The 22,779-nt window shown below is 33.4% G+C and carries 23 protein-coding genes; 16 read left to right on the top strand and 7 right to left on the bottom strand.

Annotated features, from left to right (window positions below):
- Window positions 1-85 precede the first annotated feature (85 nt).
- The 4 genes from PK35_RS01335 to cmk all read left to right on the top strand — a co-directional run bounded on the left by PK35_RS01335 (window position 86) and on the right by cmk (window position 5,362).
- On the top strand, window positions 86-736 hold the full coding sequence (locus PK35_RS01335; protein WP_044624851.1) for a rhomboid family intramembrane serine protease: 651 nt from the start codon (window positions 86-88) through the stop codon (window positions 734-736).
- Window positions 737-911: 175 nt separating this feature from the next.
- Window positions 912-3,362 carry an endopeptidase La gene (gene lon / locus PK35_RS01330; RefSeq protein ID WP_044624850.1) on the top strand — a complete coding sequence of 817 codons (2,451 nt, stop codon included), beginning with the start codon at window positions 912-914 and terminating at the stop codon, window positions 3,360-3,362.
- 160 nt (window positions 3,363-3,522) lie between these two features.
- Complete coding sequence (gene porQ, locus PK35_RS01325; RefSeq protein WP_044624849.1) at window positions 3,523-4,542, top strand: type IX secretion system protein PorQ; 1,020 nt, start codon at window positions 3,523-3,525, stop codon at window positions 4,540-4,542.
- A gap of 118 nt (window positions 4,543-4,660) precedes the next feature.
- The gene (cmk, locus tag PK35_RS01320; RefSeq protein WP_044624848.1) at window positions 4,661-5,362 is read left to right on the top strand and encodes a (d)CMP kinase; all 702 of its coding nucleotides are present in this window, start codon (window positions 4,661-4,663) and stop codon (window positions 5,360-5,362) included.
- Window positions 5,363-5,455: 93 nt separating this feature from the next.
- Here the strand turns inward: cmk and PK35_RS01315 are convergent, their stop codons facing one another.
- The 4 genes from PK35_RS01315 to PK35_RS01300 all read right to left on the bottom strand — a co-directional run bounded on the left by PK35_RS01315 (window position 5,456) and on the right by PK35_RS01300 (window position 8,552).
- Window positions 5,456-6,178: a dioxygenase family protein gene (locus PK35_RS01315; protein ID WP_044624847.1), complete on the bottom strand. Its 723-nt coding sequence runs from the start codon at window positions 6,176-6,178 to the stop codon at window positions 5,456-5,458.
- A 96-nt stretch (window positions 6,179-6,274) separates the two neighbouring features.
- Window positions 6,275-6,958 carry a LytR/AlgR family response regulator transcription factor gene (locus PK35_RS01310; RefSeq protein ID WP_044624846.1) on the bottom strand — a complete coding sequence of 228 codons (684 nt, stop codon included), beginning with the start codon at window positions 6,956-6,958 and terminating at the stop codon, window positions 6,275-6,277.
- Window positions 6,959-8,029, bottom strand: a complete 1,071-nt coding sequence (locus PK35_RS17010) for a sensor histidine kinase (RefSeq protein ID WP_052825748.1) — start codon at window positions 8,027-8,029, stop codon at window positions 6,959-6,961.
- Window positions 8,030-8,171: 142 nt separating this feature from the next.
- Complete coding sequence (locus PK35_RS01300) at window positions 8,172-8,552, bottom strand: LysM peptidoglycan-binding domain-containing protein (RefSeq protein WP_044625197.1); 381 nt, start codon at window positions 8,550-8,552, stop codon at window positions 8,172-8,174.
- A gap of 327 nt (window positions 8,553-8,879) precedes the next feature.
- Between PK35_RS01300 and rpsA the strand changes: the two genes are divergently transcribed.
- The 6 genes from rpsA to PK35_RS01270 all read left to right on the top strand — a co-directional run bounded on the left by rpsA (window position 8,880) and on the right by PK35_RS01270 (window position 14,170).
- Window positions 8,880-10,712: a 30S ribosomal protein S1 gene (gene rpsA, locus PK35_RS01295; RefSeq protein WP_044624845.1), complete on the top strand. Its 1,833-nt coding sequence runs from the start codon at window positions 8,880-8,882 to the stop codon at window positions 10,710-10,712.
- Between the two features lie 119 nt (window positions 10,713-10,831).
- Window positions 10,832-11,371: a bifunctional pyr operon transcriptional regulator/uracil phosphoribosyltransferase PyrR gene (gene pyrR, locus PK35_RS01290; protein WP_044625196.1), complete on the top strand. Its 540-nt coding sequence runs from the start codon at window positions 10,832-10,834 to the stop codon at window positions 11,369-11,371.
- 151 nt (window positions 11,372-11,522) lie between these two features.
- On the top strand, window positions 11,523-12,452 hold the full coding sequence (locus PK35_RS01285; RefSeq protein WP_044624844.1) for an aspartate carbamoyltransferase catalytic subunit: 930 nt from the start codon (window positions 11,523-11,525) through the stop codon (window positions 12,450-12,452).
- Between the two features lie 4 nt (window positions 12,453-12,456).
- A complete protein-coding gene (locus PK35_RS01280) occupies window positions 12,457-12,789 on the top strand; it encodes a hypothetical protein (RefSeq protein ID WP_044624843.1) in 333 nt (110 codons plus the stop codon).
- Window positions 12,790-12,791: 2 nt separating this feature from the next.
- Window positions 12,792-13,268, top strand: coding sequence for a DUF3291 domain-containing protein (locus tag PK35_RS01275; RefSeq protein ID WP_044624842.1), 477 nt, complete (start codon window positions 12,792-12,794; stop codon window positions 13,266-13,268).
- A complete protein-coding gene (locus PK35_RS01270) occupies window positions 13,265-14,170 on the top strand; it encodes a ribonuclease Z (RefSeq protein ID WP_044624841.1) in 906 nt (301 codons plus the stop codon). Before PK35_RS01275 ends, PK35_RS01270 begins: the two co-directional genes overlap by 4 nt.
- Here the strand turns inward: PK35_RS01270 and PK35_RS01265 are convergent.
- Entirely contained in the window at window positions 14,160-14,582 is a 423-nt protein-coding gene (locus tag PK35_RS01265; RefSeq protein WP_044624840.1) for a hypothetical protein, read from the bottom strand. The genes PK35_RS01270 and PK35_RS01265 overlap by 11 nt on opposite strands.
- A gap of 86 nt (window positions 14,583-14,668) precedes the next feature.
- Between PK35_RS01265 and pdxH the strand changes: the two genes are divergently transcribed.
- The 3 genes from pdxH to PK35_RS01250 all read left to right on the top strand — a co-directional run bounded on the left by pdxH (window position 14,669) and on the right by PK35_RS01250 (window position 17,136).
- On the top strand, window positions 14,669-15,316 hold the full coding sequence (gene pdxH / locus PK35_RS01260) for a pyridoxamine 5'-phosphate oxidase (protein WP_044624839.1): 648 nt from the start codon (window positions 14,669-14,671) through the stop codon (window positions 15,314-15,316).
- Between the two features lie 170 nt (window positions 15,317-15,486).
- Window positions 15,487-15,984, top strand: a complete 498-nt coding sequence (locus PK35_RS01255; protein WP_044624838.1) for a CAP domain-containing protein — start codon at window positions 15,487-15,489, stop codon at window positions 15,982-15,984.
- Between the two features lie 399 nt (window positions 15,985-16,383).
- Complete coding sequence (locus PK35_RS01250; protein WP_044624837.1) at window positions 16,384-17,136, top strand: lysoplasmalogenase family protein; 753 nt, start codon at window positions 16,384-16,386, stop codon at window positions 17,134-17,136.
- Window positions 17,137-17,146: 10 nt separating this feature from the next.
- Here the strand turns inward: PK35_RS01250 and PK35_RS01245 are convergent, their stop codons facing one another.
- Complete coding sequence (locus tag PK35_RS01245; RefSeq protein WP_082048491.1) at window positions 17,147-18,235, bottom strand: heparan-alpha-glucosaminide N-acetyltransferase domain-containing protein; 1,089 nt, start codon at window positions 18,233-18,235, stop codon at window positions 17,147-17,149.
- A 104-nt stretch (window positions 18,236-18,339) separates the two neighbouring features.
- Here PK35_RS01245 and PK35_RS01240 point away from each other — a divergent pair, with 104 nt between their 5' ends.
- Genes PK35_RS01240 through PK35_RS01230 form a run of 3 tightly spaced genes read left to right on the top strand, consistent with a single transcriptional unit; the run spans window position 18,340 to window position 21,689 of the window.
- Window positions 18,340-19,758 (top strand): alanine/glycine:cation symporter family protein, encoded by a 1,419-nt coding sequence (locus PK35_RS01240; protein WP_044624835.1) that lies wholly within the window; start codon window positions 18,340-18,342, stop codon window positions 19,756-19,758.
- On the top strand, window positions 19,715-19,969 hold the full coding sequence (locus PK35_RS01235; protein ID WP_044624834.1) for a DUF4212 domain-containing protein: 255 nt from the start codon (window positions 19,715-19,717) through the stop codon (window positions 19,967-19,969). The genes PK35_RS01240 and PK35_RS01235 overlap by 44 nt, the downstream gene beginning before the upstream one ends.
- Entirely contained in the window at window positions 19,959-21,689 is a 1,731-nt protein-coding gene (locus PK35_RS01230) for a sodium:solute symporter family protein (RefSeq protein WP_414629292.1), read from the top strand. Before PK35_RS01235 ends, PK35_RS01230 begins: the two co-directional genes overlap by 11 nt.
- Before the next feature lie 54 nt (window positions 21,690-21,743).
- On the opposite strand, the gene PK35_RS01225 is transcribed toward PK35_RS01230, so the two are convergent.
- Window positions 21,744-22,664: an AraC family transcriptional regulator gene (locus tag PK35_RS01225; protein ID WP_044624832.1), complete on the bottom strand. Its 921-nt coding sequence runs from the start codon at window positions 22,662-22,664 to the stop codon at window positions 21,744-21,746.
- Window positions 22,665-22,779 lie beyond the last annotated feature (115 nt).

The following is a 22,779-nucleotide window of genomic DNA, read 5'->3' as shown; positions in this document are numbered from 1 at the left end:
ATAAGTTTTAGATTTGTGCATGCAAAAATACAGCAAATTTTCATTTTAATTAAGATGAAAGCTTACAAAGTAAAAGCATAAAATTATGGGCAAAATAGATTTAATAACAGTAATTTTAATAGGAGCTAACGTATTAATTTCATACAAAGGGTTTAATGATTATAATTTTTTTGAAAAATATAAGTTGCAAGTTGACCCCATAAACAAAGGCGAGCAAATACGCTTGGTAAGTTCTGGTTTTTTACATGCTAATATGCAACATTTGTTGTTTAATATGTTATCGCTTTACTTTTTTGCCGATGTGGTTTTAATGCACTTAGGTAATGTTAAGTTTTTAATCGTGTATTTTGGTAGTTTGGTTTTAGGAAGCTTGTTATCGGTTTATTTTCATAAAAACGAATATCATTACAGTGCGGTTGGTGCTAGTGGCGCCGTTTCGGGTATTATTTATTCGGCTATTTTATTGCAACCTGGTATGAAATTGATGTTTTTTATGATACCAATTCCAATTCCCGCTTATATTTTTGGTGTAGGCTATTTATTGTATTCCATTTATGGTATGAAAAAACAAATTGGAAACATTGGTCACGATGCGCATTTTGGTGGTGCCGTTGGCGGGTATTTAATAACACTTTTATTATCACCTTGGCTTTTTAGCACTAATTTGTTAATGGTTGTTCTTTTAGCCATTCCTATTCTTGTTTTACTCGTTTTGAAGAAAACAGGGAAGATGTAAAAAATGAATTTTCGGTATTGTTTCTAAAATGGCACAGCAATTGACTTTATACTTGTGTTACTGAATGATTTGCGTTTTTTAAGTGATTGAAATTCAGTATATTTAATTGTTTTACTAGAAATAAAAATAAGAGTCAGTTTTGTTTTTTAATGACAGATTGACCTGCTATGTATATATGAAGAAATCTAAATTTACAACGCTTGACAGTTTGTCACTTCAAGATTTTGATGAAAATGCAGAATTAATTCCATTGATGACACCTGAAGACGAAGAAGCGATAAATAATGAAGAATTACCAGAGACTTTACCCATTCTTTCTTTAAGAAATACGGTGTTGTTTCCAGGTGTAGTTATTCCAATTACGGCGGGTAGAGATAAATCTATCAAGCTTATTAATGATGCCAATAAAGGTGGAAAAGTTATAGGTGTTGTTGCTCAAAAGGATGAAGCTGTCGAAAATCCATCAGCTAAAGAAATTCACAAAACTGGTACAGTTGCCCGTATTTTACGTGTTTTAAAAATGCCTGATGGTAATGTAACCGTTATTATTCAAGGAAAACGACGCTTTAAAGTGGCTGAGGTTTTAACCGAAGAACCTTACATGAATGCTACGATTCGCGATTTACCCGAAGCAAAACCTGCTGTAAAAAACAAAGAGTTTTCGGCAATTATCGATTCTATAAAAGATTTAGCGCTCGATATTATTAAAGAAAGCCCGAACATTCCTAGTGAAGCTTCATTCGCCATTAAAAACATTGAAAGCAACTCGTTTTTAGTGAATTTTGTGTCATCTAACATGAATTTGTCGGTTGAAGAAAAACAGTCGTTACTAGAAATGGACGACCTTAAGCGTCGTGCTTTGGCAACTTTAAAGTTTATGAATGTTGAGTTTCAAAAATTAGAATTGAAAAACGATATTCAATCCAAAGTTCAAATGGATATGAACCAGCAGCAACGTGAGTATTTCTTGCATCAACAAATGAAAACCATTCAAGAAGAATTGGGAGGCGTTAGTCACGATCAAGAAATTGAGGAGATGAAGCTCAAAGCTAAAGATAAGCAATGGGATGAAGAGGTTGAGAAACACTTCGAAAAGGAAATTGGTAAGCTGCAACGTATGAATCCGCAGGTTGCTGAATATTCTATCCAACGTAACTATTTGGAGCTGTTTTTAGATTTACCATGGAATGAGTTTAGCGAAGATAGATTCGACCTAAAACGTGCCATGAAAATTCTAGATCGCGATCATTTTGGTTTAGAAGATGTAAAACGTCGCATTATTGAATATCTAGCGGTTTTAAAGCTACGTAACGATATGAAATCGCCTATTTTATGTCTTTACGGCCCTCCAGGTGTTGGTAAAACATCTTTAGGAAAATCTATTGCAGAAGCTTTAGGGCGCGAGTATGTGCGCATTTCGTTGGGTGGTTTACGTGACGAAGCTGAAATTCGCGGGCATCGTAAAACCTATATTGGAGCTATGCCTGGGCGTATCATTCAAAGTTTAAAAAAGGCAGGAACATCAAACCCAGTTTTTGTTTTAGATGAAATAGATAAATTATCAAACTCGCATCAAGGCGATCCGTCGTCAGCGATGTTAGAAGTTTTAGATCCAGAACAAAACAGCGAGTTTTACGATAACTTTTTAGAAATGGGTTACGACCTCTCTAAAGTGATGTTTATTGCCACATCAAATAGTTTATCAACCATACAACCTGCGTTGTTAGACCGTATGGAAATTATTAACGTTACCGGTTATACCATTGAAGAAAAAATGGAAATTGCGAAACGTCATTTATTGCCAAAGCAACTTAAAGAGCACGGTTTATCTACTAAAGATTTAAAAATAGGTAAAGCTCAACTAGAAAAAATAGTTGAAGGTTATACACGCGAATCGGGTGTGCGTGGTCTTGATAAGCAAATAGCAAAAATGGTGCGTTTTGCGGCCAAAAATATTGCCATGGAAGAGGATTACAACATAAAAGTTACCAACGAAGATGTTGTTGAGGTTTTAGGTGGTCCAAAATTAGAACGCGATAAATACGAAAATAATAATGTTGCTGGTGTCGTAACAGGTTTAGCTTGGACGCGTGTTGGTGGCGATATCTTATTTATTGAATCGATTTTATCTAAAGGAAAAGGTGCATTAACTATTACAGGGAATCTTGGTAAGGTGATGCGTGAATCTGCAACCATTGCGATGGAATATATCAAAGCAAATGCTGATGCTTTTGGTGTTGATGCTTCGGTTTTCGATAAATATAACGTACATATTCACGTGCCAGAAGGAGCCACTCCAAAAGATGGGCCAAGTGCTGGTGTAACGATGTTAACCTCGTTGGTATCGTTATTTACACAACGTAAAGTGAAGAAAAGCATAGCCATGACTGGCGAAATTACGCTGCGCGGTAAAGTGTTGCCTGTTGGTGGTATTAAAGAAAAAATTCTAGCAGCAAAACGTGCTAGAATAAAAGAAATTTTACTTTGCGAAGATAACCGTAGAGACATCGAGGAGATTAAACCAGAATATTTAAAAGGTTTAACCTTCCACTATGTTAGCGATATGAGCGATGTTATTAAAATAGCTTTGACCAATCAAAAGGTGCAAAATGCTAAAAAACTCTAGTTTTATAAAGCTATAAATACTTTAAATGTCATTTTAAATTTAATGAAAATTCTACTCTAGAAATGAGTATTTCAAATTAGTTTAAAATGACATTATTTAATTAAAATAAATGCTGTTTATCGCCGTTTTAAGATAGATTTATTTACTTTGCGCTGTAAATATGCTAAGAAAAACTGTCCTACTTTTAATTGTTGTTATTGGTTATGTGTCCTATGCTCAAATAGGAGGCGAACATACCTATCAATTTTTAAATTTAATTTCTGCTCCACGGCAAGCAGCTTTAGGCGGTAAGGTGTTAACTAATGTAGATTACGATGTTACCCAAGCGCTTTACAATCCAGCCACAATAAATGTAGATATGGATAACCAATTGGCCTTAAACTACACGAGTTATTTAGGTGGTATTGGTTATGGTACAGCGGCATATGCATATACTGTAGATAGACGTACACAAACTTTTCATGCTGGGGTAACTTATATAAATTACGGGAAATTTGATGGCTATGATGAAGATGGTAACTCCACAGGAACATTCTCTGGAGGCGAAACTGCATTATCTCTTGGTTATGCGACGCAAATAGGGTATTCCGATTTTTATTTTGGAGGAAATTTAAAATTAATTACTTCTAAACTCGAAGAATACACCTCGTTTGGAGCTGCGGTAGATTTAGGTTTAATTTATATTGATGAAAATTTAGATTTTAATGCAGCATTAGTCGTTAGAAACTTAGGTTCACAAATTACTACTTATGCAGGTTTACAAGAATCACTGCCATTTGAGGTTGCTTTAGGTTTATCTCAAAAACTTGAAAATGTGCCTATTCGTTGGCATGTTACTTTCGAGAATTTACAGCAATGGCCAATTGCGTTTTCAAATCCCTCACGAACCACAAGCGATTTAAATGGAAATGAAACCGAAGAGAAAGTGGGGTTTTTAGGTGAAATTATTCGACATACCATTTTAGGCGCTGAAATTTTTCCAGAAGGCGGTTTTAACATAAGAGTTGGATATAATTTTAGGCGAGGCGAGGAGCTTCGTGTTTTAGAGCAACGTAACTTTTCTGGTATTTCGGTAGGTGTAGGTTTAAAAATGAACCGCTTGCGATTTAGTTATACTCATGCCAAATACACCAGTGCCGCCAATGCTAACTTTTTGGGCTTGCAGATAGATTTGCAATAATAGATAATCTATAGTTTTAAATTTTCATTGTTATTTTTACACTTTCAATTCGTTTTAATTTAAGTATTTTTGCCACTTCAAACTTTTAAATATTTAAGGTAATTACGTCAGTTTTATAATGCAAGAAATCACCATAGCTATAGACGGATTTTCGTCAACAGGAAAAAGTACAGTCGCCAAACAACTCGCTAAACATTTGGGTTATGTGTATGTAGATACGGGCGCTATGTACCGTGCTGTTACGTATTATGCTATGCAAAATGGTTTTATCGATGCATCGAATTTTAATGTTGATGGATTAGTAACGGATTTACCTAAAATTGAAATCGGTTTTAAATTTAATCCAGAGAAAGGTTTTGCTGAAGTGTATCTTAATGGTGAAAACATAGAAAAGCAAATTAGAACTTTAGAAGTATCGAGTTTTGTAAGTAAAGTTGCGGCTATATCTGAAGTTAGAAAAAAACTGGTAGAGCAGCAGCAAAAAATGGGGCAGGATAAAGGTATTGTAATGGATGGTCGCGATATTGGAACCGTGGTTTTTCCTGATGCTGAACTTAAATTGTTCATGACAGCGTCACCTGAGACAAGAGCAGAAAGACGTTACAACGAATTGATTGAGCGTGGAGATAATATTGAATACGAAGCAGTTTTAAAAAACGTACAAGAACGTGATTATATCGATTCTAACCGTGAAGATTCCCCGCTTGTAAAAGCAGAAGGCGCTATAGAAATAGATAATTCTAAAATGACTTTAGAAGAGCAGTTTACTAAAATTCTTCAGTTAGTTGAGGTTGCTATAAAACAAAATAGTGAGACCTAAAAAAGACTCTACTTTTTCAAGCAGAGCCTCTAAAAACAATTCAAATTAAATCAATCAAAAAAAAAGCTATTAACCCAAACTCAGGGTAAATATTTATACAGTAATTGTTTTTAAAAGAGTGTATCCGTCGGTAGTGTTGCCAGTAATTGAGTCTAGCATATTTCCGTCCAAACTATCGGAAAAAACATTGTCACTTTCATTTAAAGTATTGGCTTCTCCGTTATAATCGGATGTTGCATAAACTGTGTCGCAAATATCTTTAGGAAAAGCTATTTGTGTTACGCGAATAGAGTTTTCGTTTTGATCTAAAACTTCAATGTGTATGTGTGGTGCTCTACCATTGTACCAACCAGGAAAAATGCTAATAAATGAAGCTTGCCCGTTGGCATCGGTAGTTTGTCTTCCTCTTAAAAAGTGGTTGTTGGTGTAATTTGTGCTTTGCATCCCTGTGCCGCCATATTCGGAGTAATCGCCTTGAGCATCGCAATGCCATAAATCAACATAAACTCCAGAAAGAGGCTCGCAATCGTCGCTTTGGTCTTGTATGGTTAGTGTAATTAATAAGGCTACACCAGAGCGATCGCCAATAATGTTTTCTCTAACTAAATCGGAAGGAGTCTTAATTGGAAACGGACCCGCAGTCTCACTTGGCGATAGTGAGCAGTCGCCATCGGTTTCACTGCCAGTATCATTGCTGTCGTTTGTATTTTTAATGTCTTCAGAATCTTCAGTTGAACATGCCGATAATAATGCAGGAACCGCCACAATAGTGCCAAGACCTGCTAATCCTTTTTTAAAAAAATCTTTTCTTTTCATAGCTATTAGTTTTTCATATTAAAGTAAATGTATCTAATAGGTTATTGATAAAGAATTTTATGCGGTTTGTTATCTAAAATTTGCGGTAAAAATGAATTAAAGTAAGTTTTCTAACATTTTTTTATAACTATTTCCCAACGGAAGACTAATGTATCCTAACGATATTTCGCTTGTAGAGATGTGTTTAATATTTTTTGAAGGAATAATATAAGATTTATGAATGCGGATGAATTGATTTTCGGGTAAGTTTTCTAAAATACCTTTCATGGTTGATCGTGCTACAATGGTTTTTTCATCTTTAATATGAATTTTAACATAGTCGTCCATAGCTTCAATATATAAGATAGTTTCCAACGGAATACGATTAAGTTTATAGTTAGCACGAATAGATAAATGTGTGTTTTCTTCAGGATTATTATGTTCTGAAGCTTTTAGTTTCTGTACACGGTCAATAGCTTCGTTAAAGCGTTCAAGAGAAAAAGGTTTTAGTAAATAATCTACGGCATTTACATTAAAACCTTCAACTGCGTAGTGGTCGTAAGCTGTGGTGAAAATAACTTTGATTTCTCTGTTTAAACTTTTATAAAATTCGATGCCGTTAGTTTTGGGCATTTCTATATCTAAAAAAATAACATCAATAGGGAATTTGTTGAGGTATTTCTTGGCATTAGTTAAATCGGAAAAGGTTTTTTCTAAACGAACTACGGAAGAAGAATTGCAATAAACGTCTATTATTTGAAGGGCAAGAGGTTCGTCGTCTATGGCAATGGCTTTAATCATTTATTCTAATTGAATGGTTAAATGTACTCTAAATTTATCAGCTTCTTTCGAAATTAATAAATCGTGTTTGTTTGGGTATAAATACTTGAGTTGTTTTTTAGTGTTTTTTAATCCTTTTTCGGTTGGTTTATTCACTTCAGAATTAGCAACAGCAACAATAGTATTTTCAACGTTTAAAGTTAATAATTTAGTGTGGTCTACTTCAATATTAATAAAAATTTGTGACGATTCGGTGGTGTTTACGCCATATTTAAAAGCATTTTCAATAAATGAAATGAGTAACAAAGGTGCAATTTTACATCTATTAAAATCACCCTTAAAATTTGTAATGAGTTTTGTGTTTTCGTTTAAACGTAGCTGCTGTAAATCGATAAAATTTTTAATATATTTTATTTCTTTTTCTAAGGAGATGTAATCCTTATTGCTTTCAGACACGACGTGGCGCATTAAATCGGATAGTTTTAAAATAGCGTTAGGTGCTTTATCAGATTTTGTTAAAGCCAACGCATACAAACTATTTAAAGTATTAAAGAGAAAATGCGGATTAATTTGCGCTTTTAAATACGAAACTTCGGTTGTTAATTTTTCATTTTTAATTTCATTTAAGTGCTCATTAAATTTCAAGAATAAGGACAAAATAAAAACTCCAAAAAACTGAAATACATAATTATCGCGCGACAGTAAACCTACAAAAGGATGCTTTTTAAAACCATTAACTGGCGGAGGTGTATTTTGAAATGGATTATTTACTGGCGGGTTGAAAGGTGGAGCATTAAAATCTTGAATTAAAGCCTGAGGTAATTTTAAAATAATGAGATAACAAACAATCATAGTAAGCGCAAATAAAAGCCATTTTTTAGTGATGTAAAGTTTAGGAATAATGACATAATAATTCACATAGAAAAAAATGACTAGTAACGTGTAGCTGAGTAAACTTTGTTGAAATCCTTTTACGCTAAGCATATCAAAACCAGAGCTTAAATCTGGTGATGCTAAAAAAGGAATACTAATTAAACCAATCCCTATTAGTAGGTTTACTAGTAAAGGTTTGTTTTTTAAAATGCTTGTCATGAGTTTAATGTTGCTACAAACCTATTAATATTTGGGGTTACGAGAAAGAAATTGCGGTTTATGCATGAAATAATAAGGTGAATGCATAAAAAAAAGACGAACCCAAATGGCTCGTCTTCATAAAAACTATAAGTTTTATTATTTATAAGTTTGGAATCACCAATACTTGATCTGGGTGAATTAAATCTGGGTTTTTTAATATATCGGTATTCGCAGCAAAAATTTCTTTGTATTTCATAGCATCACCGTAGTAGTGTTTAGCTATTTTTCCTAAAGTTTCTCCGCTAGCAACAATATGTCTGTGGTAAACCGTTTCGTCTTCAACAGTTATGTTTGCTTTAATATCGGTTGGTTTTTCGCCACCAATTTCTTTTATTTTATCCCAAATAATGTTTTTTTCGTATTGGGTTTTAGCCATACCTTTTACTTTTAAAATATCGCCTTCAACCCAAACGTCGCCATTTTGAATGTTTAACGCTTCACCTAAATCTAGAACTGGTTGGTATTTTTCTTTTACTGCCATGTTGTAAGTTTTAATTAATTTATGTTTAAAGATAATAATTTTTTTACAAGAACTTATTAATTGTATTTTAACTTTGTTCTCACCTTTAAGACACACAAAACTTAAAAAAGTCACAAATAATTTATCTTCTCATAATTAGGTAATTAAGTTTAATGTTTGTATTTTTGCACTCCTTTTAGCGAATCGACGGAAAAGATAAAAGGAATCTGATTTAAAATAAATGATAACGCTTCTGTGTGTCAGTCGCTTAAATCTTCCGTAGCATACAGAATACAAAATGTAGGTTCAACTTTAAATATTAAAGAAAAATCTGCAAAAATTAATTAAATGGCTGAAAAAGCACAAGACGCTCAAGTAGAATCTACTGAAGCTAAAAAAGAAGAAGCTCCAGTAGTATCTGAAGCTCAAGCAAACCCTGAAAAATTCTTAAAAGAGTTTAACTGGCACAATTACCAAGAAGGTATTGATGAGGTTGACGATTTACAATTAAAAGAATTTGAAAAATTAGTAGCTGAAAATTTTGTTGATACTTTAGACGACGAAGTTGTTGAAGGTACCGTAATTCACATTACAGATCGCGATGCTATCATCGATATTAACGCAAAATCTGAAGGTGTAATTTCATTAAACGAATTTCGTTACAATCCTAACTTAGCAGTTGGAGATAAGGTTGAGGTATTAATTGATGTACGTGAAGATGCAACAGGACAATTAGTATTATCTCACCGTAAAGCTCGTGTAATTAAAGCATGGGATCGCGTAAATAAAGCTCACGAAACTGGAGAAATCGTTAACGGTTTTGTTAAATGTAGAACTAAAGGTGGTATGATTGTAGATGTTTTCGGTATCGAAGCATTCTTACCAGGTTCTCAAATTGATGTAAAACCAATTCGCGATTACGATCAGTACGTTAATAAAACAATGGAATTCAAGGTTGTTAAAATTAACCACGAATTTAAAAACGTTGTTGTGTCTCATAAAGCACTTATCGAGGCTGATATCGAAGAGCAAAAGAAAGAAATTATTGGTCAGTTAGAAAAAGGTCAAGTATTAGAAGGTGTTGTGAAAAACATCACTTCTTACGGTGTATTTATCGACCTTGGTGGCGTAGATGGTTTAATCCATATTACAGACCTTTCTTGGTCTCGTATTAACCACCCTAACGAGATTGTAGAATTAGACCAAAAACTTAACGTGGTAATCCTTGATTTTGATGAAGATAAATCAAGAATCCAATTAGGTTTAAAACAATTAAGCAAGCACCCATGGGAAGCTTTAGCTGATACTGTTGCTGTTGGTGATAAAGTAAAAGGTAAAGTTGTTGTAATTGCAGATTATGGTGCATTTATTGAAGTAGCTGATGGTGTTGAAGGATTAATTCACGTATCTGAAATGTCATGGTCTACACATTTACGTTCGGCGCAAGATTTCGTAGCTGTTGGCGACGAGGTTGAAGCGGTTATCTTAACTTTAGATAGAGAAGAGCGTAAAATGTCTCTAGGTATTAAACAATTACACCCAGATCCATGGACAGATATTACAACTAAATACCCATTAGGTTCTAAGCATACTGGTGTTGTACGTAACTTTACAAACTTTGGTGTATTTGTTGAATTAGAAGAAGGTATTGATGGATTAATTTATATTTCAGATTTATCTTGGACTAAGAAAATTAAGCACCCAAGCGAGTTCTGTGCAGTTGGCGATAAGTTAGACGTTGTTGTATTAGAATTAGATGTTGAAGGACGTAAATTAAGCTTAGGTCATAAACAAACTACCGAGAATCCTTGGGATAAGTATGAAACTGAATTCGCTTTAGAATCTGTTCATACTGCTGAAATCTCTGAATTAGTAGACAAAGGAGCAACTGTTGAGTTTAACGAAGATATCGTTGCATTTATTCCTTCTCGTCACTTAGAGAAAGAAGACGGAAGTAAACTTAAAAAAGGTGAAAGCGCAGAGTTTAAAATCATTGAATTTAACAAAGAATTTAAACGTGTAGTAGCATCTCATACTGCTGTATTTAAAGCTGAAGAAGCTAAAATAGTTAAGCAAGCGGTAAGAAAAGCAGAAGCTGCAGCTGCCGAAGCTAAACCAACTTTAGGTGATGCAAACGATGCTTTACAAGCATTAAAAGATAAAATGGACGGTAAAGCTTAATTTACCAAATTTTATAAAATTAAAAAGCCTCGCAAATTGCGAGGCTTTTTTTATTTCTAGGTTTTCACTTCAAGTTTTTTACATTACCTTTGTTTTCCAAATATATGTTTGGAAAAATTATGAGTCAAAAAGTGTTACTTAACGAAAAAGAGGTAAACATCATTCTTCATCGATTGGCTTGTCAACTTATTGAAAAACATCACAAATTTCAGAACACGGTTTTAATTGGTTTACAACCAAGAGGTATATTTTTAGCCGATAGATTAGCAAAAATTTTATCCGAAGATTACAAAATAAAAAACATCCCTTTAGGCTATTTAGATATCACTTTTTTTAGAGATGATTTTCGCCGCGGTGATAAACCACTTGAAGCCAATAAAACAAAAATAAACTTTTTAGTTGAAGATAAAAATATTGTGTTTATTGATGATGTTTTATATACTGGACGAAGCATTCGTGCGGCATTAACAGCTATTCAATCTTTTGGAAGACCAAACGAAATAGAGTTATTAACCTTAATAGATAGGCGTTTTAGTAGGCATTTACCAATACAACCTAATTACCGAGGTAGGCAAGTAGATGTTATAAACGAAGAAAAGGTTAGAGTAAATTGGAAAGAACGCGATCAAGAAGATTCGGTTTACTTAATTGAAAAATAAATAAAGGTTTAAGATAGAAACTCGTAGCTTGAAGTTTTGTATCAGGTTGAGTGAAATCTAATCTTGTAAAACAAAAATGATTAACTAAAGTTTAGTTTAAAGTAAGCAGAAGCAACTTTTAACTTTTAACTTATCAACTTTTAACTTAAACATGAGCGAATTAAGTGTCAATCACTTATTAGGAATAAAGTATCTTAACAAAGAAGATATTAAACTTATTTTTGAAACTGCCGATCATTTTAAAGAAGTTATAAATCGGCCAATTAAAAAAGTCCCTTCGCTGCGCGATATAACAATAGCCAATTTATTTTTTGAAAACTCAACACGAACCAAGTTGTCCTTTGAATTGGCCGAAAAGCGTTTATCTGCCGATGTTATAAACTTTTCTTCAGCCCAATCATCTGTTAAAAAAGGCGAAACTTTAATAGATACGGTAAATAATATTTTATCGATGAAGGTCGATATGGTGGTTATGCGTCATCCTAATCCTGGAGCAGGTGTGTTTTTGTCTAAGCATGTTAATGCGAGTATTGTAAATGCTGGCGATGGTGCGCACGAACACCCAACACAAGCTTTACTCGATTCATATTCTATTCGCGAGAAATTAGGCGAAGTTAAAGGAAAAAAAGTGGTTATTGTGGGCGATATTTTGCATAGTCGCGTGGCCTTATCTAACATTTTTGCGTTGCAATTACAAGGTGCTCAAGTTATGGTTTGTGGCCCAAAAACATTAATACCAAAATACATCGATAAATTAGGCGTTAAAGTAGAAACTAATTTGCGTAAAGCCTTAAATTGGTGCGATGTGGCCAATATGCTTCGTGTACAAAACGAGCGCATGGATATTAGTTATTTTCCAACAACAAGGGAATATACCCAACAATTTGGGGTTAACAAAGCGTTGCTAGATAGTTTAGATAAAGAGATTACAATTATGCATCCTGGTCCAATAAATCGTGGCGTGGAAATTACTAGCGATGTGGCCGATTCTAGTCAATCTATAATTTTAGACCAAGTACAAAATGGTGTTGCCGTTAGGATGGCTGTTATTTATTTATTAGCTTCAAAAATTAAACAATAAGGCTATGATTATAGATAAAAATGAAAACACAACCTTAATAACCCAAGAAAATGCTTCGGTTATCGAATTGGTTAAAAAAATAGAAAGCTTATACCCAAAATTTAAAAACGACAATATAATTGTTAATTTAAATACCTTAAAAGCTATTCCTTTAGAAAAAATTATTGAGTTTTTACAGCTTTCAAATAAACATCGCGGAGCAAAACATTCGTTTGTTATTGTAAATCAAGGCATAGATGTTGATAAAACACCCGATGAAATAATTATTGTACCCACACTTCAAGAGGCTTACGATATTATTGAAATGGAAGAAATGGAACGCGATTTAGGTTTTTAAACATGCAACAATTTTATCTCGCGCAAGTAAATATAGCCAAACGTTTGGCACCTATGGACGATCCTATTATGCAAGATTTTGTAAATAATGTAGATAGAATTAATGCCATTGCAGATAACAGTGATGGCTTTATTTGGCGTTTGCAAGACGAAGATAAAGATGAAGTTGCTCAAGTTTTTCAAGATGATTCAATTATTGTAAATATCTCTGTTTGGAAAAATTTAGAAGCACTGTTTAATTATACCTATAAATCAGGTCATGTCGAGATTTTCAAACGAAAAAAAGAATGGTTTTCAAAAATTGAAATGAGTCATATGGCGTTTTGGTATATTCCTAAAGGAGACATCCCGACCTTGCAAGACGCAAAGCATAAATTAGATTATTTAAACGAAAATGGCAGTTCGCCTTATGCGTTTACTTTTAAAGATAAATTTTCAATTACCGATTTTCTTAATTATAAACCTCTAAAGCAAATATGAGGTTAACCATTTTAGGCTGTTATAGTGCCACACCACGAACTTTAAATAATACCACATCTCAGGTGTTAGAAATAAACAATCACATGTTTTTAATTGATTGTGGTGAAGGCACACAGGTACAGTTACGCAAGCATAAAATAAAATTTAATAGGATAAAGCACATATTTATATCGCATTTACATGGCGATCATTTTTTTGGTTTGGTTGGTTTAATTTCAACCTTTAGGTTATTAACACGTGAAGCCGATTTACATATTTATGGCCCAAAGGGAATTAAAGAAGCGATTACCTTGCAACTTAAATTATCCGATTCATGGACAAACTATAAACTATATTTTCATGAATTAACATCAAAAAAATCAGAATTAATTTTTGAAGATGATAAAGTAGAGGTACACACCATTCCTTTAGATCATAGAATTTACACCAATGGTTATTTGTTTAAAGAAAAAGAAGGTGAGCGTAAACTAAATATTGATGCCGCAAAAGAAGCTAATATAAATGTAGCGTATTATCGTAAACTAAAACAGGGTTTTGATGTTGAAAATGAAGATGGTGTTTTAATCGATAATAAAACAGTAACCTTTCCTGCGAATGCGCCAAAAAGTTATGCCTTTTGTAGCGATACCAAATACAAAGAAGCAATTGTGCCAATTATTAAAAACTGTGATGTACTGTATCATGAATCTACATTTTTAGACAAACACGCGCATTATGCCGAAAAAACAAAACATACTACAGCAAAACAAGCGGCAACTATAGCTAAAATGGCGAGTGCAAAAACCTTACTTTTAGGGCATTATTCCACACGATATGATGATTTATCGGTATTTAAAAATGAAGCTAAAACAGTTTTTAAAAACGTAAAGCTTAGCGAAGACGGTAAAGTTTTCAATTTCTAGTCTTTAATGCCTCTATATTATTTGCCCAGGCAATGGCGTCTTTTAAACAGCTAAATCGGTTTAAATTGTTGCTGGCAAACACACTTTCAATCGAAGCATTCATTAGCGTATTATTGTTGTAAATAACAATAGCGCTAGCTACAATAAAACTGTAATGAGATCGCCATTTGACCCAAATTTGAGGATTAACAGAGTAGTCGTTAACCCGATTTGTTATATAAGCCAATTTTGGTTTAGTGTTGTAATGGTCGAGTAGCTCACAAATTAAAATTTCAACCTTTTTCCAGTCAAAATGTTCACCTTCATACACTTCGGCAACAACATAACGTTTAGTTAAGTAAAATGTACCAAAAGGTAGCAACAGTTTGTGAGGACTCTCAACCATGTAAAAGGGAGAATCTTCGAATTTCATATTAGTAACTTAGGGGCTACAAAATTAAGATTTTTATTACAATAAAATATTTATTTTCAATAAATTATTTTAGTTATTTTGTATTTATGAATACAGATTTAAGTAATTACAGAAAATCTTACGAAAAAGGGGCTTTATTAATTAATGAAACTCCCGAAAACCCTATGGAATTATTCCAAAAATGGTTTTACGAAGTTGATAAATTTTTTGTTGAAGATGAAACTAATGCCATGACCATTTCGACCATAGGTTTGGATGGATTTCCTAAAAATAGGGTGGTTCTTTTAAAAAAATATACTTTTGAAGGTTTTATTTTTTACACCAATTATAATAGCGAAAAAGGACAAGCCATAGCAAATAACCCCAACGTTTGCTTATCCTTTTTTTGGCATGGCGCCGAACGACAAGTTATAATTAAAGGCAAAGCGGAAAAAATTGCTGAAAATTTAAGCGACGGATACTTCGAGTCGCGCCCTAGGGGAAGCCAATTGGGTGCATTAGTATCAAATCAAAGTGAAATTATTGAAAGTAGAGATTTTATTGATAAAAAACTTGAAAGGCTACAACAAGAACTTGAGGGCAAAACAATTTCTAGACCAAAACATTGGGGCGGTTATATTGTAAAACCTGTTGAATTTGAATTCTGGCAAGGGCGACCAAACCGATTGCATGATAGAATTCAATATAAACTTCAGCCCGATTATAATTGGTGTAAAAACCGACTATCTCCTTAATTTAACGCTGAAATACTTGTTTTTTTGAGATCTAAATGCATTTCAACGATTAAAAACATAAAAAATCGCTGAAATACATGTTTGTTGTCGATTTTAACATTTCATTAACAACTTGTTCGGTATAAGGCTTGTAGTTTTACAATCCCAAACCTACAAAACTTAACCTACAAATGAAATTGTTTAACAAACTACCATTTTTGGTGTTTATGGCTATTATTACGTTGTCTTCTTGTACAACAGATAGCATGGATACCGAAAGCGCATCACTAGAGTTGCCCCAAAATACTCTTGATGCCAAAGATATTGAAATTGAAATATTAAATTTAATTAATAACCATCGTACATCTATAGGTTTAACACCTTTAAACGATTTGGATGTTGTAAAATCGGTAGCTTATAGTCATACCGATTATATGGTTGTTAATGATGAGGTTTCTCATGCCAATTTTTATACCCGTAGTAATTACTTAAAACAACATGCCGGTGCAACCAAAGTAACCGAAAATGTAGCCTATGGTTATAGTTCGGCAGAAGCTGTTGTAAAAGCATGGTTACGAAGCGAATCTCACAAAGAAAATCTAGAAGGCGATTTTACAAACTTCGATATTTCGGCTGAAACCAATGCCGATGGTCGCTGGTATTTCACAAACATATTTATTAAAAAATAATATTGCTTTTGCAATATACCCGCATAACCTTTTTAATTAACTGATTTTTAGCAATTACGAAATTAAGAGGTTATTATTAATAGCTTTTTTAAGTTATTACATATTTAGCTTTGGGATTAAGAACTCTCTCATTTATTTTGAGAGAGTTTTTTTAATTTTTGATATTCTGTTCTTAATTAACGTTTATAGGTGTTAGCTTTGTAAAGAAAAAAAATACTTTTTCTCTTACTTTAATTTGTTTTAACTAGAATTGATGTTATTTTTTTAGGTTTCTTCAGCTGTAATTTGTTTAAGAGTACTATCTAAAAGCAATGGTTATAATATTTCTAATTATTTATATAAGAATAGATTACACGCAATAGAAACTATCAAATTAATAAATAGTGGATTATTTTGGCCATGTGTTTTCCATTGCTAGGTAGAAAAGTATTTTTTCAATCTGTAATAATTACTATTGCCTATCATTTATTATTTTCTTTAAGTTACTTTCTGTTATCGGTAATAGATATTTTAGTAAAAACGTTTACCAACCTATTTTGGTTACGATTTACAACTAAGTGCTCGGTAATTATATTATTAATACTATATTTTTGGTTTAAAACAAAACCCGCAGCGGTAGGTAAAAATTATATTTTACTTGGGTTCTGCTTTTTCGCGCTTGGAGGTGTTACTACGCTATACGCTATCGATAAATCAGATTTTCCTTATGCTTCAATAGCTTTAATTATAGTAGGGAGGTTATTGATTAGTATTAAAATGGGAAAAATTATAGATTTTAATTTAACCAGAATACTGCTGTTTATTTTAATTTATAGTATTGTAACTTTTTTACTTTTTAAAACCATTTATCCCGCCTTGGGTGATTATTTTCAAATTATTTTTATTTGGTTTTATGTGTCACTAATTTTTATCGTATTTGCTTATTTACGAAAAGGTATTGTAACTAAAGCAAATTACTTAACCATATTATGTGGTATTATATCGTTGTATGTAAGCGATGCTTTAGTATTACTATTCTTTTTTGGTGGTTTTGTAGATTTTCAATTAATAGGTATTGGTATATCGTATCATTTAGGACATTATTTGTTGGGGATTGGGTTTTTAGAAGAAGTTTTTATTGATAATTCGAATGATGGAAATCCATTCTGTTAAAAGATAAATTTTAGCCTTTTATTTTATCTACCAGTTTTCGTATTAAATTGTAAATAAAGGTGTTGGTTTTAACATAATAAAATGCAATAAAACAGACTACTATCATAAAAACTACAGCCCCAATTACTGCTTCAATAGGTTCTAACGATTTGGTTAAATAGCGCTTTATTCCATATCCTGTAAAGCTTCCGTAAAGTAAAATAAAATGAATAACATATATCGATAATGTTTTTTTACCAATATTGGTTATTAATGATTGTTTTAAAAATTGCTCTAAAGCATAAAATAAACCAAATAAAATAAATACGTTACCAAGTCTGGAAAACAAATAATTGTAGTTTGCACTTAGTTTTAATAACTCGATACCCGTTATATGGCTTAATTCAATTAAAAACCAACTCGATAAATAAATTAAAAATCCGCCAGAAATAAAAAATGCGATGATAGCATACACTTTGAATTTTGATTTATGAGCATAGTTAAAAAATATGATAGATAAAAAAGCTCCAAAAGCAGTATAACCAAACCACGGCAACATGGTAAAAATAGAGCCGTTTGCTTTCGATAAATAATTTGAAAAAAATAGTGGTATGTTATTTAGAGTTAATGTTCTATAAAGTGGTTCGGTTACAAAAATTAAACAGCCAACAACCAATAATAGCAAAGAAAATACTAGTTGATGCTTTTTTAGTAGTATATGGAGTAATACTAATATAATTAGTGATAATCCTATGCATTGTAATACATCAATAACTAAAAGATAATTACTAAAATAACCATTTATCCAGTTTAATATATTAATTCGTAAACTGTAGCCTAAAACAATTAATAGTAAGCCTCGAAATAATCCTTTTTTTATACGAATTTTATCATCTCCTTTTTCAAAAGCGCGTAAAAGTAAATAGGTAAATACCAACCCCGAAATGGTAAAAAACACAGGCGCTGTTATGCCTCTAAAATAACTCCAAGTATTGTAAATTGAGTTTGTTGTATCTCTGTAAACTGGGGCAAGCAATGTATCTATAAAATGCCCTTGAAGCATCATTAAAATCGCAAATGCACGAACGGCATCAATAAAGTATAGTCGGTTTGCTTGCAATGTTGGTTAGTTTATTAGGGTTAAATATACTTTTTAATAATTAAAAACTTTATCTTGGTACAATATTATCAAATTTTCACAAAACGGATTCGCGATTAATTTTTATGAATGAGATTATAAAAACATTCTCTAATTACGCATGGGGCTTACCCTTGGTAATTTTACTTATTGGTGGCGGCTTGTATTTAATTTTCCTTTCAAAATTTTTACCATTTCGGTATTTAGGTCATGCTATTCAAGTATTACGCGGCAAGTACGATAACCCCGAAGATGTAGGCGAGATAAGTCATTTTAAAGCTTTAACAACCGCATTGTCATCTACAATTGGTATGGGAAATATCGCCGGAGTTGCAGTTGCCATTTCAGTTGGTGGTCCTGGTGCCATGTTCTGGATGTGGGTAAGTGCCGTAGTTGGTATGTCTACTAAATTTTTCACCTGTTCATTGGCGGTAATGTTTCGCGGAAAAGATTCTAATGGAAGCCTTCAAGGTGGCCCGATGTATTTTATAACCGAAGGATTAGGGAAAAACTGGAAACCTTTAGCCGTTATGTTTAGCCTTTTCGGAATGATAGGTGCGTTGCCAGTAGTTAACGTAAACCAATTAACCCAAGCGGTAAATGATATTGTTTTAACACCAAACGGCGTCGAAGTCGGATTAAAATCCAATCTTATTTTAGCATTGATTCTAGTTGTTTTTACTTCACTAATTATCCTTGGCGGATTACAACGTATAAGTAATGCCGCTTCCAAAATGGTACCAAGTATGGTGTTGCTTTATTTTGTGTTGGTGCTTTTTATTTTAATATCGAATTATCAAGAAGTGCCACGTTATTTCATTATGATTTTTGAGAATGCCTTTTCAGGAAAAAATTATAATGGTGATGCGTTTTATGGCGGAGTTTTAGGCGGGTTAATTTTGCTTGGTATCCGTCGCGGTGCATTTTCAAACGAAGCAGGTATTGGTACAGCACCTTTAGCGCATGGTGCAGCAAAAACAAGCGAACCCATTCGCGAAGGCTTAGTGGCTATGCTTGGGCCAGCTATCGATACACTAATTGTGTGCACGTTAACAGCGCTTGCCATTTTGGTTACAGGCGTTTGGGAAACAACCGAAAGTAATGGTGTGAGTTTAACCGCAAATGCATTCGATTACGCCATTCCCGTTTATGGAAAATATTTATTAATGATTTGCGTTTTGGTATTTAGCGTATCTTCCTTATTTTCATACGCTTATTATGGTGCCAAATGTTTGTCCTTTTTAGTAGGAGCAAACCATAAGCATTATTACAATTACATTTATATAATTAGTATTGTTTTAGCAGCAACAACACCATTTGCCACCATGTTAAATTTAATTGATGGTGTTTTTGCGCTCATGGCAGTACCAACTATGTTAGCAACCTTAATTCTTGCGCCACAAGTTATACAAGAATTTAAACGCTACATTTTTAAAATAAACCAACAAAAACTAAAAAAACATGACAAAAAACAAAGCGAAAGCCTATTGGAAAGAAAACATTAGGTATCTCATTATTTTATTATCCATTTGGTTTCTGGTGTCTTACGGTGCCGGAATTTTATTTAAGGATGAACTAAACCAATTTCGCCTTGGAGGATTTAAAGTCGGGTTTTGGTTTGCGCAGCAAGGGTCTATGTACGTGTTTGTGCTACTCATTTTTGTTTATGTTCGCCTGATGAATAAACTGGATAAAAAATATGGTTATGATGAGTAGTTTTTTGTTTGCTGAAGGCTTAGGTGTACAAAACTGGACGTACATTTTAGTAGGAATTACATTCGCTATTTATATAGGCATCGCCATTTGGTCCAGAGCAGGTTCTACCAAAGAATTTTACGTTGCTGGCGGTGGCGTATCCCCATTAGCTAACGGAATGGCAACTGCTGCCGATTGGATGAGTGCCGCTTCCTTTATTTCCATGGCTGGAATTATCTCTTTTGCAGGATATGATGGTGCTGTGTATTTAATGGGATGGACAGGTGGTTACGTGCTACTCGCTTTATTGTTAGCGCCTTATTTGCGTAAATTCGGAAAGTTTACCGTTCCCGATTTTATTGGCGATCGTTATTACTCAAAAACAGCGCGATTAGTCGCCGTATTTTGTGCGTTATTGGTATCCTTTACATACGTCGCAGGACAAATGCGTGGCGTGGGCATTGTATTCTCTAGATTTTTAGAAGTCGATATTAACACAGGCGTAATCATTGGGATGATTATTGTGTTATTTTATGCGGTTTTAGGCGGTATGAAAGGCATCACCTATACGCAAGTAGCGCAATATTGCGTGCTTATTTTTGCCTTTATGGTGCCTGCCATTTTTATATCTATTCAAATGACGGGAAATCCAGTACCACAATTAGGTTTTGGTAGTACCTTGGCCGATGGTTCTGGAACCTATTTATTAGATAAATTAGACGGATTAAGCACCGAGCTTGGTTTTAGCGAATACACCGAAGGTTCAAAAACCACCATCGATGTGTTTGCAATTACCTTAGCATTAATGGTTGGTACAGCAGGATTACCGCACGTTATTGTTCGGTTTTTTACTGTAAAACGCGTAAAAGATGCCAGAAAATCTGCAGGATTAGCCTTGCTACTTATCGTTATATTATACACCACAGCACCAGCAGTTTCGGTATTTGCGAGAACAAACTTAATTGAAACCGTGTCAAATCAACCATACGACAATGTTCCAGAATGGTTTAAAAAATGGGAAACCACAGGGCTAATTTCATTTACCGATAAAAACAACGATGGCTTAATAAAATATGTAGCCAACGAATCGGAAAACGAATTAACAGTAGATAGAGATATTATGGTGCTTGCCAATCCAGAAATTGCAAAATTGCCTAATTGGGTTATTGCTTTGGTTGCAGCTGGTGGTTTAGCCGCGGCTTTATCAACTGCTGCCGGATTATTATTGGTTATTTCTGCCTCAGTGTCGCACGATTTAATCAAAAAAATTGCAAAACCAGATATATCGGAAAAAGGTGAATTGATCGCAGCGCGTTTATCAGCAGTAGGCGCGGTTTGTGTGGCAGGTTATTTTGGCATCAATCCGCCAGGGTTTGTTGCTGCAGTGGTTGCTCTAGCGTTTGGTTTAGCGGCAGCGTCATTTTTCCCTGCCATTATTTTAGGAATTTTTTATAAAAAAATGAATAAAGAAGGCGCCATTGCAGGTATGGTGGTTGGTATAACCGCGATGCTGTTGTATATGATTAAATACAAACTCGGTTGGTTTGATGACACCTTACCCGATAAAAGCGAATGGTGGTTTGGCATCTCGCCAGAAGGCTTTGGTACGGTTGCTATGGTTTTAAACTTTATTGTTTCTATTGTTATTATGAAGTTTACACCAAATCCGCCAGAAGAAGTACAAGAAATTGTAGAAAATATTAGAATACCAAGTGGAGCAGGCGAGGCGGTAAATCATTAAAAAAATATTTACTGTTTAAAGCAAGTTTTACCTAAAAACTTTAAAAAGCATCTGTTACTTCGTCGAAACAGACGCTTTAAATTGTTGTGGAGTCATCAATTCCATCTTTTTAAATTGTCTGTTAAAATAACTCGTATTATTAAACCCAGATTTATAGGCGATTTCAGAGATACGTAAGTTTTTAGTTTCTTTAATAAGTTTTTTTGAAAACTTAATCTTTTCAGAATTTATATAATCAATAGGAGAAACGCCAAGGGTATTTTTAAATTTCTTATGAAAATGCGAGGCACTCATACATGCTTTTTCAGCAAGCAAATCAACAGTTATATCTTTATTAGTTAGATTTTTTTTGATGTATTTAATAACATATCCAATGCGCGTATCATTAAAAACACCATCGGTATCGTTAAGTAAAAAAGCCTTTGCCTTTGTTTGCAGTAAACGCACAATTAATTCCTGAATCATTAAATCTAACAGAACATCTTTTGATGTTGTATTTCTCGTAAATGTGTAAACTAAACGCTCAACAAGATGGTTAACATCGGTATTATTTATTAAATGAGATGCTTTATTACTTAGTTTCCAATTGTTGTTTTCGCGTTCAATGGCAACATGATTATTAAATTTATCGACCACTTCATTAATTTTAGTACTATCTATACCAAGTGCTAAACATTGTGTTGGGTGCTCTAGAGTTGCTACCGGAAAATCAATTACCATTTCTTTATTGGTTGGCATGACTACCGATTCACCTGGAAAAAAATCAAAAGAGGGCATACCATCTAAATGCATTACTTTTTGTCCAGACAACATACTTGCTATTACAGGAAAGTTAAATGTTAACGATACTTTTTCGGCGTATTTATGAGTTTCATAAATGTTTAACTCAGCATAATCGGCATTGTAAGTGGTTCGATTCTCAACCAAAGTAGTGAGTTTTCGGTTGTTAATATGATGACGTAGTAGTTGGCTCATAAACAATAATACTAAATTTTAGGTAGTAATTTTTTAAATGATAGATATGTTCAACTCAATAATAATTCTGTTCAAGTTTTTCACAATTTAATAAAATATCTTTATAAAAATTACA

It is taken from the genome of Neotamlana nanhaiensis, from assembly GCF_000943555.1.
In the GTDB taxonomy this organism is placed as follows: Bacteria; Bacteroidota; Bacteroidia; order Flavobacteriales; family Flavobacteriaceae; genus Neotamlana; species Neotamlana nanhaiensis.
The sequence above is the reverse complement of the archived record's forward strand: the minus strand, read 5'-3'. Positions and strand labels throughout refer to the sequence as shown.